Annotated in this window: 6 protein-coding genes and 7 pseudogenes; 6 read left to right on the forward strand and 7 right to left on the reverse strand. The window is 55.8% G+C overall.

The genetic code is table 11. From position 1 onward, the window contains the following. Positions 1-736: pseudogene (locus ACTJKX_RS36430) on the reverse strand (IS630 family transposase); the annotation flags it as partial. A gap of 610 nt (positions 737-1,346) precedes the next feature. On the opposite strand from ACTJKX_RS36430, the gene ACTJKX_RS36435 reads away from it, so the two are divergent. Together ACTJKX_RS36435 and ACTJKX_RS36440 are read left to right on the forward strand one after the other, a co-directional pair. After that, positions 1,347-1,814: a MucR family transcriptional regulator gene (locus tag ACTJKX_RS36435; protein ID WP_394315186.1), complete on the forward strand. Its 468-nt coding sequence runs from the start codon at positions 1,347-1,349 to the stop codon at positions 1,812-1,814. Positions 1,815-1,895: 81 nt separating this feature from the next. Further along, entirely contained in the window at positions 1,896-2,339 is a 444-nt protein-coding gene (locus ACTJKX_RS36440; RefSeq protein WP_440728309.1) for a transposase family protein, read from the forward strand. Here the strand turns inward: ACTJKX_RS36440 and ACTJKX_RS36445 are convergent. After that, a pseudogene (locus ACTJKX_RS36445) lies at positions 2,245-2,439 on the reverse strand (IS630 family transposase); the annotation flags it as partial. The gene ACTJKX_RS36440 and the pseudogene ACTJKX_RS36445 sit on opposite strands and share 95 nt — an antisense overlap. 68 nt (positions 2,440-2,507) lie before the next feature. Between ACTJKX_RS36445 and ACTJKX_RS36450 the strand changes: the two are divergent. Together ACTJKX_RS36450 and ACTJKX_RS36455 are read left to right on the forward strand one after the other, a co-directional pair. Further along, positions 2,508-2,693, forward strand: coding sequence for a hypothetical protein (locus ACTJKX_RS36450; protein WP_440728310.1), 186 nt, complete (start codon positions 2,508-2,510; stop codon positions 2,691-2,693). A gap of 350 nt (positions 2,694-3,043) precedes the next feature. Continuing rightward, positions 3,044-3,700 (forward strand): annotated as a pseudogene (locus ACTJKX_RS36455) (IS110 family transposase); the annotation flags it as partial. A gap of 332 nt (positions 3,701-4,032) precedes the next feature. Here the strand turns inward: ACTJKX_RS36455 and ACTJKX_RS36460 are convergent. After that, positions 4,033-4,246, reverse strand: a pseudogene (locus tag ACTJKX_RS36460) (IS110 family transposase); the annotation flags it as partial. A 102-nt stretch (positions 4,247-4,348) separates the two neighbouring features. Here ACTJKX_RS36460 and ACTJKX_RS36465 point away from each other — a divergent pair. Together ACTJKX_RS36465 and ACTJKX_RS36470 are read left to right on the forward strand one after the other, a co-directional pair. Next, positions 4,349-4,631 (forward strand): annotated as a pseudogene (locus ACTJKX_RS36465) (transposase); the annotation flags it as partial. 710 nt (positions 4,632-5,341) lie between these two features. Further along, the gene (locus ACTJKX_RS36470) at positions 5,342-7,636 is read left to right on the forward strand and encodes an alpha-N-acetylglucosaminidase TIM-barrel domain-containing protein (RefSeq protein ID WP_440728311.1); all 2,295 of its coding nucleotides are present in this window, start codon (positions 5,342-5,344) and stop codon (positions 7,634-7,636) included. A 477-nt stretch (positions 7,637-8,113) separates the two neighbouring features. On the opposite strand, the pseudogene ACTJKX_RS36475 reads toward ACTJKX_RS36470, so the two are convergent. From ACTJKX_RS36475 to ACTJKX_RS36490, 4 genes and pseudogenes are all read right to left on the reverse strand, one after another. Beyond that, positions 8,114-8,338, reverse strand: a pseudogene (locus ACTJKX_RS36475) (AAA family ATPase); the annotation flags it as partial. Positions 8,339-8,420: 82 nt separating this feature from the next. After that, positions 8,421-10,715, reverse strand: coding sequence for a hypothetical protein (locus ACTJKX_RS36480; protein ID WP_440728312.1), 2,295 nt, complete (start codon positions 10,713-10,715; stop codon positions 8,421-8,423). Between the two features lie 833 nt (positions 10,716-11,548). Then, positions 11,549-13,204: an NPCBM/NEW2 domain-containing protein gene (locus tag ACTJKX_RS36485; RefSeq protein WP_440728313.1), complete on the reverse strand. Its 1,656-nt coding sequence runs from the start codon at positions 13,202-13,204 to the stop codon at positions 11,549-11,551. A 1,169-nt stretch (positions 13,205-14,373) separates the two neighbouring features. Beyond that, a pseudogene (locus ACTJKX_RS36490) lies at positions 14,374-14,856 on the reverse strand (IS5 family transposase); the annotation flags it as partial.

A 14,856-nucleotide genomic window follows, 5' to 3' on the forward strand; every position in this document is an offset into this window, starting at 1 on the left:
AGAATGGCGTGTTTGCCGGGCGCGACCTGATCGGCGATTTCGGCCAGATGCAGGTTCATCGCTTGTGTGTTGCAGATCGGCAGGACGAGGGCTGCGCCTTTGCCCTCCCAGGGACAGATGGCACCGAAGATATAGGTCGAGGCCGTGCGCTGATCGTGAGGTGCCAACGGTCTGCTTCCTCGCCGGGCCCGGCGGCGGTAATCTTGTTCTTCTGGCCGATGCGCGCCTCATCGGCGAACCAGACCTCTATGTCGGTCGGGTCGATGCCTTGGCCTTCGGCCTGTACATGATGGCGCGGCCGGGCCGACAGCTTACGATATCCCATGGCTCGCAGTTCCCGGCTCAGCGTCTGCTTGGCGATCGAGACGCGAAACTCTTCGTAGAGCCATTGGCACAGATCGATGATCCGCCAGCGCACGACGCCATGGATCGCCGGCATCGGCCCGCTCTCGATGATTGCGGCGAGTACTTTGCGGTGCTCGCTCGTCAGCCGGGACGGCTGGCCTGGCGCTTTGCGGTCGATGAGCCCGTCTGGACCATGCGCATTGAACTTCAGGACCCAGTCGCGAACGATCTGCAGGCTCACCCCGCCAATCTTCGCAGCTTCGGTCCGAGACGCACCGTCATAAATCGCAGCCAAAGCCAGTAGCCGTCGAGCCTGGGGGCCATTTCTCGATCGTCTCGCGGCAGCTCGGATTGGCTGCGCGTCAAAATCAGCCTGGAGCGGAAGTGACATGGCAAACCTCCTACATTCGCCATGTTGAATCACTGCCAGCCTTGATTTGCAAAGGCCTCTTGAGTCAGCCTCTCCGAGACTTGGTATTATTGACCTCCGCCTTCTTCACCCATTCCAGCAGTGTGTACGCCGAGCAACCAATCTTATTGGCTATCGATTGCACCGCCGTCCAACGCGAGGCGTGTACACCTTCGTCATCCAGCACTATCTGTACCGCGCGTTTCCCCACCTCGACAGAGAACTTGTTCGTCGTCTTGCTTGTCGCTGATTCGCTCGTCATCACTCCACCCTATTTGGAAGTTGGAGCCTCTGACAAACTCGGGGCGGTTCAAACAGACGATGTTAGGCAGGCGAATGTAAATCGAATGTTCTCTATTCACCTATTTTTGTCGTGATTTACACAGAGAGCATGACCGGTCGCAACATCACCTGCAAAGGCTCTAAATAGTGCACAGGCAGCCATGATCATTCTTGAGGATGATCTTTACAGTTGCTGGAATTTGCCGGAGAATCTGAGCCAGCGTAGCGCTCGGGTCCACAATGCTGCGTACATAACAAAAAACAGCACTCACTTCGATATCACGACGAAAAACAAGAAAGGTGACTTAATATGCCTGAAGAAGACGCAAGTCTGGTCGACCTGACAGTCGACATCGTGTCTGCCTATGTTTCCAACAACCAAGTAGCTACCGCATCCCTCGCGGATCTGATCCATTCGGTGCACAAAGGACTAACGGATCTGAACAATCCAAGGCCGGTCGAGGCAGCTACCCCGCCAAAGCCTGCCGTTCCGATCAAGAAATCCGTCACGCCCGATTACGTCATCTGTCTGGAAGACGGCCTCAAATTCAAATCGCTGACTCGGCATTTGCGAACCGCTTATGATTTGACGCCAGCGCAGTATCGAGAAAAGTGGGACCTGCCCAGCGGCTACCCCATGGTTGCGCCGAATTACTCAGCCCAGCGTTCTCGCCTCGCCAAGGAACTCGGCCTTGGTCAAATCCGCCAGAAAGCCGAGGCCGAGCTACCAGCACCCCCTCCTGCGTCCAGCAAGGGCAGAAAGAAGAAGGCCGCGTAGCGTTTCGGCGTCAGACATATCGATTTGCGACGACCTGGAGATCGAGATCAAGGTTCTTTAGCCTCGTTTCCGGCTGGTCCGGTGTATGAGGCAAATTGCAATTCGCAAGTCGTTGCACGCCATGAACTTCGTGCTCGTGGTCGACATGTCGATCGGGACGGTCCAGACATCTTCATCACGGTCCACGCCAAATCCCACGACAGCCCTTGCCTTGGCTGCGGAACGAGATCGAGCCGCATCCATAGCCGATATTATCGCCGACTGACCGATCTTCCGCTCTCGGGAAGATCGGTTCGGCTCTGTGCCGTCGCCCGTCGATTCCGGTGTGACTGGGTTATTTGCAAGAAGCGGATTTTCGTCGAACGCTTCGACGGCGATGCGCTTGCGCTTTGCCTTGAGATTCTTCTTGCATCCGAAGGGGCGTCCACACATGCCCGTGAGGAATACCGGCCCGGCGACGTTCGCCGCGCGGGGCACGGCCGCGCAAGCGGGCCATCATGGTCGACAGGCCGGTCTCGTCGATGAAGACGAGGCGCCGGGGATCGAGATCGGGCCAGGCCTCGAACCAGTCGCGCCGCCGCTTCAGGATGTCGGGCCGATTCTGCTCCAGCGCATGTGCGGACTTTTATGGAATGGCCCGCCCCTCCTTCCGGTGCCGTAATGTCACCGGTGGTTCAGGAGGAGGAATGGGACATGACAGTGACGACAATTGCTGTTCTGGGGATAGATCTTGGAAAGAACATCTGCAGCGTGGTGGACCTCGATGGGTCGGGCGCGGTGGTGATGCGGCGCAAGGTCAAGTGCTGCGCGACAAACAGGATGAGAATCCGCGACGAGCAGGATGAGAATCGCCAGCGGCTGTGGCGGCGGAGGGCGTAGCCCGAAGCCGGCGCAGCCGCTGGTGAAGCGCTTTTTTGAGGGGCGTTGCAGATGGTCGGGGCCGGCCAGCTACACAGGGACATCTCGGATCACCAGAGGATGCCCCGTGAGTGCCTGGCCGCCATGTCAACGATCATCAGATGAGGCTTTTCATGAAGTTGCGGCAGACGAACACCGTCACGGCGGCGGCCGCCAAAGCGGGCTTCAGCCCGGCGACGGGATATAGGATTACAGAAGATCCAGTGCTCCCTTCTATGCGCGGGCGCGAACGGGGGCGTCGGCGGCCCGATCCCCTGGCGGATATTTTCGACAGCGAAGTCGTGCCGCTGCTGCAAGCGGCGCCGGGCCTGAGGCTGATCGGCGAGCGAACGGCGCTGATCAATCAATTGCGCGCCATCCTGCTCGAACGCGGAATGGTCGCGCCCCAGGGCAGGCGCAAGCTCGAGCAGTTTCTGACGGTGCTCATGGACGAGCAAGGTGGGGCGGGATTGAGCCCGCGCATGGTCTTGCTGGTCGCCTATGCGCGTGCGCAATGGGCAGAGCTCGACCGGCGGATCGGGGCTTTCGATGCCGAGTTCGTCCGCTGGGCAAAGGAGAATGAGGACGCCAGACGCCTTGTGACGATCCCCGGCTTTGGCGCAATCGTAGCTTCTGCCCTTGTGGCCGCGGTCGGGCGGGCGGAAGCCTTCGGCCGATCGCGTGATCTTTCGGCCTGGCTCGGCATCGTTCCCAGACAGTTCACCACCGGCGGCAAACCCAAGCTGCTCGAGATCAGCAAGCGCGGCAACACCTATCTTCGCAAGCAGTTGATCCATGGGGCACGCGCGGCGTTACCCCATGTCGCCGAGCGCGACACGCCGCTCGGTCGATGGGCGAAGCAGCTCACGAGCCGCGCTCATCACAACATCGCCGTCGTCGCCTTCGCCAACAAGCTGGCTCGGATCGCCTGGGCTCTCTTGCGACGGGGAGAGCGCTTCGACGCCGCAGGTGTATTCATGATGGCATAGTCATCGGTCGACTTGGTTCGAAAGCACCGATCGACCAAACGGGTTTGCGAGAGGGTGAAAGACGAGATGGCCTGACAGTCGAACGGCGCTTGGGAAGCCTGGTTCAAAAAACGGCATTCGATGCCGAGACTTTTATGAGGACCTGGGTGCGCGTATCTCCATCTTGGCAGGGAGAAGAATCTCCGAGGCCGGATACGTTGAAGCAGACTGATCAAGGCGATCCCAAAAACCCCTTGCAGACGGGGCGGGCCATACGTTTTGAACGTCCAGCCATGGCCACGAAGCCAGGCGCTCAGGGCACTGCGGCTGATCCCGACCGATTGTTCGGTCTCCAGCTTCACTTCTTGACCAAGCTTGCCGATCTCGCGGCCCCAATAGTGAGCGCCGGAGCAAGCTTCCATCGCAACGAAGCAAGGCGGCTGAGCCGCGAAGAAACTCAGAACCTGTTCACGCCGCAGATTTTTGCGGTGCGCCGGCGGTATCCGCGCCGTGGGCCTGGAAGACATTCTTGGCCAGATCCAGGCCGATCATGCTAACATTTGTCACGGACGCTCTCCTCTATGGCGCTGAAACACCACCGCTTTGGCACATCGATGCCGTCGGAGGACGTCGACTCCATCGTTGCAAGACCCAGACCTTCATCGCCGCCTGCGCTATGATCGGGTTGAAACGCCTTGGGTCTTGGATGGTCCGATCAATGGCGAGAGTTTGCATACCTATGTGGAAACCCAACTGGTTGCGAACTTGAAGCCGAGCGATATCGCCGGCATGGACAATCTTGGCCCCCACAGGGAAAGCTGGTACCCAAAACATCCGAGAGGCAGGCGCAAAACTGCTATTCTTGCCCAAATACTCCCCCGATTTGAACCCAATCGAGCAGTTCTTCGCCAAACTCAAACATTGGCTGCGCCAAAGGCAGGCTCCATGTCGATGACTGGACGGTGGGCTTTGCACTCGAGGTTGGCTTGGGAGGCGAGGCCTGGAGCCCGATGGTGCCAACTCAGCCCCAGCCGGTTATCAGGCCCATCATGATCGTCAACCCAATGCTCACCAAAATGCTGTTCCGCGTCCCCCCGACGACCGTCGTAAATTGCGAGCTACCGCCCCACAGCACATCGGTCCAGCAGTCCTACAGCTCTATGCCGTCACCTGTGCCGCGCCCTACCTCCTGAAAGTCAAATTCCAATCCCGTGGCTACTTCGTGGCGCTCACGAAAGGAGCGCGCAGTCCAAGTGCGCGCCGGCCCGACAAGCCCATCGACCACCAGACCGTCACTCTTGCTGCGCTCTTGATCGCTCCCAAGCCGGTCAGGCCCATCTTTCGTCATCGCGTGGCAACGAGAGGAAGCGCCCAGGCTCCGGGTCAAATTGGTATTTAAGAATGGAATGATTGGTATCTATTTCTCATCTTGTATGGAAAATATTACCTTTTTTGGAAATACCAAATAGATACCAATATATATTTCGAAGTTGACATTTTAAGTATTTATGGATATTTTTGTCAGACGTTGCTTGTAATTAAAAGATTTTATTCAATATATCGCTATGTATGGTTTTTATTTATGTTTATGTAAAAAAATTATAAATAAAATTAGTTTTTCCGAAAAATTCCACATAGGAATGTAAAGGGAGATGTGGCCGAATGCCCCCACTCAAAATACTAGGCCTAGCAGCCGTGCTCTTGAACAGCACTCTCCTGGCCGGATGCAGTGACAACGGCTCAAATGGAACTCGGAGCCAAGTGCCATCCACGTTCGCCTCACCTGACACCAGTACACAGTCAAATACGGCCACACCGCCAATTGTCGAGACACTCCCACAGCCGGCCGCGATAGCGGCCTTGTTAAAACGCCTCCTGCCTCAGCAACACCAGCAATTTGCCATCGTGATCCAGCCCGATGCCAATGGAGCAGAGCGATACACGATCAGTGGCAAGGCCGGTGCCATAGCGATTGAAGCTACGACCACTTCTGCGGCGCTCTACGGTGTCCTTGCCTATCTGCAGCAGGTCGCGCATGTTGATGTCGGATGGCCGGGCGACAGTAGATCTAAACTTCCGGCGACCTTGCCGGCTCCACAATCGCCGATTACTGGTAATGCCAAGGTGAAGCACCGCTTCGCTTTAAACGATACCGATGACGGTTACTCGGATGCCTATCTGGATTGGGCCGGTTGGGAGCGCAAGATCGATCTCCTGGGCCTCCACGGCTTCAACCAAGTCTTTGTGCCCACCGGGACGGAGGAAGTCTATCGCAGGACGTTCCAGAAATTCGGTTATTCCGACGATGACATGCGAACCTGGATCCCGCTGCCGGCCCATCAGCCCTGGTGGCTGCTGCAGAATCTCTATACGGTCGGGCCTCCCCTTTCCTCGAAGAACGTCAATATGTTCAATGCGCGGGTGGCGATGGGCCAACGCATCCTTGCCCGGCTGCGTGAGCTTGACATGACGCCGGTACTGCCCGGCTATTTCGGGACCGTTCCGACGAATTTCCCGGGCAAGAACCCCGGCGCGAACGTGGTCTCCCAAGGCCCTTGGGTTGGTCCGCTCGGCCGGCCGGACTGGCTCGATCCACGCCAGGATATCTTTGCGGCGGTGGCTGCCGAATTTTATAGGGTTCAAACCGGGTTGTTCGGCGATACCACCACGTACAAGATGGACCTGCTGCACGAGGGTGGTAAATCGGGTAATGTGCCCGTCACGGCTGCGGGCGCCGCAGTTGCCACGGCATTGAAAAAGGCGCACCCTGGTTCTTCCTGGGTTATGCTTGGCTGGCAAACCAATCCGCCAAGCGACGTCATTGCTGGCGCCAAGGCCGCCAACGTGCCGATGTTCATTGTGGACGGGCTCTCGGACCGATACGATAATCTTAACCGAGAGTATTCTTGGACCGGAACGCCCTATGCCTTCGGGTCCATTCCCAATTTTGGCGGCCATACGACCATCGGCGCCAATACCGGCGTGTGGGCACAAGTCTTTCCGGCATGGCGAACCAAGCTAGGTAGTGCCTTACAAGGCATAGCATGGTTGCCAGAAGGCAGCGGCCGCGATCCTGGCGCTTTTGCGCGTTTTTCGGCCCTTGCCTGGGAGGACGCAGCCTCGACACCCGATGTCTGGTTCAAACAATATGCGAATTTTCGGTATGGCGGCGCCGATGCCCAGGCCGAACTGGCTTGGAATATTCTTGCCACCACGGCTTATTCAATGCCGTCCAACACCTGGAGCGAAGCGCCGGACAGCCTCTATAATGCTCGCCCTAGCTTTGCGGCTGCTACGGCAGCCTCCTGGTCGCCTAAAAGCAACCGCTACAACACCGCCAGATTCGCGCAGGCGCTAGTCGCCTTGTTGAAGGTGGATCCAGCCCTGCGTCAAAGCGATGCCTATAAATACGACCTGGTCGATGTCGCGCGCCAAGTTCTTTCCAACAAGGCACGCGATCTCCTGCCAAAGATCAATGCAGCGTTCAACGCCAAGGACAAGGCCCAGTTCGCCCTCCTCACCAAGGAATGGCTCGACAACATGGCCCTGCTCGACCGGTTGTTGCGGACAGACTCCCGGTTTCTGCTAGGAACCTGGGAGGCCAATGCGAGAGCTGCGGGTCAGTCTGATGCCGAACGCGCGCAGCTTGTCTATGATCAGCGTTCCATCATTTCGATGTGGTGGAATAGTATGGGAGCCGCCACGCAGTTGCATGATTATGCCAACCGTGAGCTCTCTGGCTTAGTGAGTGATCTCTATCTTCCGCGCTGGCGGGCATTCTTCGACGCGGCGAAGGTCGCGCTGGAAAAAAATACTTCTATCGCCACCATCGACTGGTTCGCGATGGAAAATAGCTGGGCCAATAAATGGCAGACCCAGTATCCCACCACCCCGTCGGGGGATTCCTACGCGCTAGCCGGTGAGATTGCCAAGGCACTTGGCCTGATTTCGGACTGATTGCAGGAACCCGCCGAACGATTGAAGGGCCGGAGGAGGCTTCGGCCTTTTTTGAAGGCGCTGGCAGACCAACGTGGAACGGGCAAACAACCCGAGCGGTTCGTCTGCCCGCCAACCCATGGCATGTTGGAACTTCTCTTATTCGGCGTATTGAAATCAGGCGTAGTCGAGCTTCCTCGTCCAGGGTTTCGCTTCTGTCAGCCGAAGTGAGAAACTGCCCCTATTGCCCTCACCGAGTAATGCTATCGACCGCAATGAGCAGCCAACGGCGCGCTTCAGCGCTTTCGCCAACGGCTTGCGGAAAACCTTCCACGGCACCACCGCGTTCAGCTTCTCCAGCGGATCGCCGGCATCGCCCAGCCGTACATAGTGCTCATCGATGTCCCAGAACCCGGCCTGTCCCCGCATTCCCCCTCCCCGCAAATCAGCAGGGCAAATGAACCAAAATGCGCTCCAGATTGCGAGGTTCTTCGAGGTGTCCAGCTGACACCTACCCGCCATGCCGGCCTCATCAATCACCAGTACATCGCGCAAGGTAAGCAGGTCTCGGTCTTGTCCCCAGCCATGTTCCAAGCTGGCGATGGTGCGCGAGGCAATGTCGGATCCGCTTTAGAGGTTTTCGGCCGCGATGCGGGAGAGTGCAACGCCGCGGACTTCGTATCCCGCTGCCGCCCAAGCCTGGCGCGCCACGCCCAACATGGCCCAGGGGATCACTGGTCATTTCAGGGGCTGCTTCACAGCCCCATCTGGGCGACATCGCAGGGATCACAGCAGGACCACTTGGTTAGCCGGCAGGACTTGTACTAGTAATCGCGAAATTGTCGTATTGGATCGGCGATGGACTGGACAAAATGGCACCCATGCCAGAGGTCAACCCCGTAGCTACGGCTCTTGGCGGCACGACAACAGCGCCATCAACAACCGCGGACACTTGGTTCTGGCTGAAAATCAGCTTAGCAGAGTGCCAATTCGTGGCCGCCGAGCCGAGCGCTCCGGTTGCCACAGAGGTTCTGGTTTCGGCCGCCGCGTAATAGGCAAGTTCCCATTGACCGTTGCCGATAATGCGAAGCTCATACCCTTTGTAGCCGCCATAGCCATATGCGCTTTTGAGCCGGCTGTTCTGGCCGTGCCCACCAATCGCGCCATAGGTGGATACATTTGAATCGGGCAGCTTGATATCAGCGCTGATCGTCTGGTCTGTCCACTTCCGGTTTCCTACCAGAGCAAAGGGATCCCGATTGACGTTATTGGACCAAGGGATCGGGTTGGGGGCCGCCGCCTGAACCAAGCACTTCCCAGTACGTCCGCCCGTACAGTTATCGACCCGATATGCCCCTTGCAGCGGCGCAAAGTAGCCAACCTTGTAGTCGTTGACGGCATATGAATCGAAATTTTCATTATATGAGATTGGAAATGCCGCGCTTGGCGGTGCATTTGTTACATCCGTTCCCTTACCGCCATTATTGACAAGGCTGGAAATCGTCACGATCGAGCGCGGCTGGACCGTTAAGGTGATAGTCTTATCTACTGGCCGGAACTGCCCCACGTTTTCGAAGTAATTCTTCGTGTCCGAATTGCTGCTAAAAACACGATATGCAGTATTTCTTAAGTCGATACCCAGCGTTAGTTTAATCGTTTGAGGCGTTTTGGCGTCGGTTGTTTCAATCACTACGGTCCAATCCTGGGCAGTACCTGCGCCGCTGCGATAGGAGACAATGCTGCCATTGCTGTTACCGCCACTGTTCAGATGCTGTGACGCAGATTTGACGTATTTCCAGCCGACCTGAGTGAACTGAGTGGTATGCGCCATGGACCAGAATGGGGGATCGTAAATGGTATAGTGTCCCGACCAGGGCTCCTCAGCGAAAAGAGCCATTTGAGGAGGGCTAGAAGTTTCGCTATGTTCCATATATTCCATATTGGAGTACGCCGCTCCAATCAACGTCCAGTTCATAATGCTTGTTGTTTTATATTGCAAATATCTGAAATTATACTGACGTGTCAACGCGCCCGGCGGAGAAGCGATCGATTGAAAATCAGTATCTTCCGATGCCCAATATTTTACGCCGTACTGGGTATATTGGTCAGCGTTATTGTCAACGGCTACCCACGTCAGCGGCCTCTGCCATCCTCCTGGATAATGAATTCCAAAAGCATAAAGGCTTTTAAGGGTTTGATCCGACAAAGGTTGAACGGTATTTCGCTGCTGGCCATCAAACCCGATGATTTTTATATTTGTTAGTCCTTGAAGATCCAAGCTCTTCCTGAGCGCATTGATCGTTCCCTCATCATTTAACGGCCCTTTAGAACCACAATGCTGCTCGTTTTGCCCGGCAGAGATATAATCGACATTGACCGCTGCCTGGCTTTTCATCAATTGGACCCACTTCACCAAGTAGTCGACGCCTGGCTGGGAACAGATTGCACCAATCCATCCAGGCGCACCCCATTGCAAGCCCCAGATCTTGATGTTCGGATTGCGCTTCAATGCTTCTTGAGCAATCCACGTCTCATAACCATTCAAGACATTGGGCGTATCGGTGGCGGTATGCTGATAGGCGGCTTCTGAGTTGACAGTGGAGTTGACATCCCCGCCTATCTCCAGCTTGAGCACTTGGGCCGCCTGGCCATAATTAGGCCTGAACAAATAATCGAGAATCTGAGTACGTTGCGGTTCGGGATAGGCGTGGAGAAGCGGCGCGCTATCGACTATACCCCCAATGCCGTCAAACGTATCATCCGCATCTACAATGGTGAGAGAAAGGCGCGCATCGGGATTGGCCGTAACGCCAACTTGAACCGTGGAGTTGCCACCTATCGAAGGAATTGGAGCGGGACTAACAATATTCGGAGACGAGGTTCCAGTATTATCAATTGCGGTGGATCCATCGCCGTTCTTTAATTGAGCTCTATTATTGTTATTTTCTCTCGCTATGTTGTCATTTGATCTTGCGCCACCATTGCTATCGAAAGCAGGGGGCGCATTGTCCGCAGATTGTGAATCTGACCCGTTGCAACCAGTTAGGATGGTGCCGCTCATCAGCCCAACCGCAACGACTTTCAGTGTGAAGGTTCGCATCAAGGCGTTTCCCTATGTCCTTGCCAGCGCTTCTAATGGCTCCACTATGGGGGGTAGAGCCGGAGCCGCCTTTCCGAATGAGCGTTACCAAGCCGGGATGTTCTCCCGCTTTCGCCCAGAGAAGAGTATCGACGCTTGGATGATTTATCCGACGAAATTCATTCGTCAAGAAATATTGATAATAAGGGCAGAAATTTCTATCAAAATTACTCACGATAAAATATAAAATACTCATTATTTATTATAAATATAAATCTTTATAAATGTATCCCGGTCGTTCGACAGCTGGAGGCCTCGACAACTGGTGGCAGCTAACGGAAGGGATCCTTTCACTGCCAGGGTCCGATAGCGGGGCAGGCGTGGCGGGAGAGCAGTGTCTTCGATCTTTCGAACCGCTATGAGGCACTGAGCGCGGCGGGGGATCCGTTCGAGCGGTTGACGGCGGTGGCCGACTTCGAGGTTTTCTGGGTGCGATTGCGTGCCTGGCTTGGGCGTGGGTCTGGCTCAGTGGCTGAGGGCGCAGGCCAGCCAGCTTTTGTCGACGCCGCAAGGACAGTCATGAGCAGATTGTGGCGAGTCCTGATCCAGTCGCCGGTGGTCAGCTTGAGGAAGAGGTCCAGGGCTCCTTTTGTAGCTCTATGGCTCGGATGTCTCGCCGGGTCTCATTTCGGCCATTTTCGTATACTCGCCGCCAGTTTCTGAGAGGTGACAACCACGCATTCCAGGCCACCTGCAAAACCCTCCTTTTTGGTGATCCGGATCAATTGTAACGATTGGCAAACCTGCCCCGAGAGATGGGGTCGACATCTCGCCGGATTTCCTCGGCAGGGCCTTTACTGGCAGGTGACCGTCGGTGTAATCCAGTCTGCATATGCATAATATTGGGCATTGTCTCTGTTGTTACCCAGACGCGCGATCAGCCGGAGCACAGTTACGCCCGTGACATCGGCCTGAAGATCGGCGGATTGCTGGCGGTTCATCACGTCGGTTTCTGCCAGGATGCGCCCATCCCCCCAAACCTGGAAGACAACCTGGCCAAACCCATTGGAAGCCGGTTGCTGCCTGATGATCTGGTCATCTATGCCAACTTTGGCGGTAAATTTGCTACAGGCCCCATCCAGGCGGAATTGCATCTGTGACGGGGCATCCGTTCCGAAACCCTGATCATACGCCACGCCATTGAGCGCGAGCTTCTTACCGTCGCCCGATATGTCAGTCCTCACGTCGTTGTAGCTATTGGCCTTATAGAGGATATCAGTGGCTGTCAGGACCTTCGTGCCCGTAAGCGGAATTTCAGCGCCGGTGATCTTGAGCATCACGACATCACGCCCAGGTACCGTTACGCTATAGCTGTCGGTGTAGGCACCCTTGTCGGTTCTGCTCCATACATCGCGTACTTTGCCTTCACCTGCCGCCAAATGCAGATCCGACCAGCGTACGGTCATCGATGTTGGAGACGTACTCTTGTTCAGCAACGCCACGGCCCGTTCTCCCCTTGCAAAGAGCGGCTTAGCCCAGACCTGGGTGTTTCCGGAAACCTTGACGACGACGGCTTGGGTGTTGAGGGGATCCTTGTTGAAGGCGATCACTTCCTCGTTCCTCAGGATTTCCAAGGCGGTCGGGTTCTTCTGATCCATATTGCGGATGTCGGACCCGATTAGCATCGGGCTATTCATGATCGCCCACATCCCCATGTTGATGCGGTTCAGATTGTCGCCCGGCAGATTGCCGACCTGCATCATGTCCATGTCGTTCCAGTAACCGGGAACGGCGAAACCTTTCAGCTGATCCGCAGCGTTGATTTGCGCGATGACAGAGTTAAAGTCCGAGATGTCGGCCGCGACACGCGACGTATTCGTAAACAAAGGTGGATTGGACCCATTCCAATGGGCCAAGCCATTTCCGTTAAAGTCCAAATTCGTACTATAAAACATGTTCGAATTGGATCTTCCAATGGCATCGCGCATGGCTAGAAAATATGGATAGATTACAGCACTCGACGGAGATTTATTCCAACCCGATCCGGTTTCACCGGCGTTGCAGCGATCGTACTTCAAATAAGAAACGCCCCAACTTATAAACGTAGCAATATCGGTATCTTCCTTGCCAGAACTTCCTACGCCATTTCCCAGTGGATAATTGTCCCAGTAAGCGGCGCATGTATTGATCGGTGAGCTATAGATGCCGAACTTGAGGCCTTTGGAGCGGATGTAGTTTCCGACTGCTTTAATGCCCGGTATCTTGTTTCCTGCGGAATCGGTTTCGTCCGGGAATTTCTGGATGGGATTGGTAATTCCGGGGCGCTGCTCAGGCCCCTGATTGGAGTACAACACCCCCTTCCTATCACGCCCACCCATCCAGCAATCATCGAGATTGACATATTCAAACCCAACCTTGTCCAAGCCCTGCCTGACGAGCTCGTCGGCCGCGCCCGTGATCAGATCTTTGCCGACATTGCAACGGAAGGTGTTCCAGGCATTATAGCCCATTGGGGCGTTCCTGGGAGCCTGAATGCGGGGCGCGCCTTCTGCGTCCGTGTACATGTAGACCGGGGGGAAGGGATCGGGGGCAGGAGGCTTGGTGGTGCCCTGTCCAGGATTCGACGTGGAAACCTGGCTATCGCTCGTCGTTCGCGGTGTCGAACCGACGTTCGATGTCTGCGAAGGCCAGGAATTAACTTGGGGGGAGCCAAAAGTCGAGGGTGCATTGGAGGACGCCGACTGGCTTCCCTTGTCCTGACTATTACAGCCGGACAAAACTACACTGAGCACTGCAACGGAAATCAGCTTGAGATGCCTCCCGATTATCGCCATACTTTGTGTTCCAGCCAATGTATTTCCTCCCTTTTTGATTCCTTTGGCTGCCCAGGAAACGCGCGCGAAGTGAAGTGAATTTTACTCGCGTCGAGTTCTCGAACGTGGACCGGCTTTCACCGATCAGGCTGCCAGCTTATTTGTCTGATTATTGTATCGATATGGAGTCGCACCTTTAAAGGCAATTGCCAAAGAGGGATTAGCTGCGATAGCCCGCTTTAATGGAGGGCTAAAGAATTGCGGCTTTCGAACAATCCGCATTCGGCCCATGGAAACGGCCGAAGAGATCTATTCGACCCATAAGTTTGGGGCCTTACCGTCGTGTCGGTGGTCTCGCGAAATACCTGTCGACTACGCGCGAAGGCACCAAACGATGGTGAAAAGGTGCGGCAATATCGGCACAGTCCGTCGCCCGTCGGGCGAAAACAAACGATCCATCACGATCCGGCCGGCGCCGGCTGCGATTCACTTCCCTCAACCTGCGCGAATGGCCCCTCGGTTGCGGCCCTGAAATCCGTATAAAACACTCTCAGCTTATTTCGTTAATAATTTGCGTAAATCATAAACAATAGTTATATAATATTTGTGCATATAAGTATTATTAAATCTTTTACGATCAACTCATCTTAATGTATGTATAAAACAATTTACGTTCATCAAGCAAGCATTGTAGACTTGGAAAGTGAATACTCGCTGACTAGATGGGGGCTCCAAAACTCTGGTTTTCTCACCGAGCCGGAGGAGATGTTCGTTCCGGCGCCATCGCTCGAAAGGGGCGCCGTAGGCGATTACCTCGCCTGCGTCACCCGGGAAAGTGAAATAGGAGCCGGACCGACTAAGAGCCTCTAACAAAACTGTGGTGGGAGGGTTCGAAAGCATATGATGGTTGCGGCCAGAAGCAGGCAAGCTCGATAGAGAGCGCCATGACGTTCGTAACGGATAGTCAGTCGCCGGAATTGATTGATCCAGGCAAAGGTGCGCTCGACGGCCCATCTGTGCTTGCCCAGATGCTTGCTGCTTTCGATGCCACGTCGGGCCATGCGCGGTGTGAGGTTTCGCGCCCGCAGGTCACGTCGACAGCGATCGAAGTCGTATCCCTTATCGGCGTGGAGTTTGGCTGGTCTTTGACGGGGTCGTCCCCGCTGCTGACGAACAGGGTGGATGGCGTCGACGACGCCGGTCAGGGCCTTGCTGTCGTGGCAGTTGGCTCCAGTCAGGGGGATGGCGAGAGGCAAGCCCCCCGATCCACGACGATGTGGCGCTTGGTGCCTGGCTTGCCCCTGTCGGTTGGGTTGGGGCCGACCGCGTCACCCCTTTTTGGCGGGCGC

Origin of the sequence: Labrys sp. 22185 (assembly GCF_052045555.1) — a bacterium.
In the GTDB taxonomy this organism is placed as follows: Bacteria; Pseudomonadota; Alphaproteobacteria; order Rhizobiales; family Labraceae; genus Labrys; species Labrys neptuniae.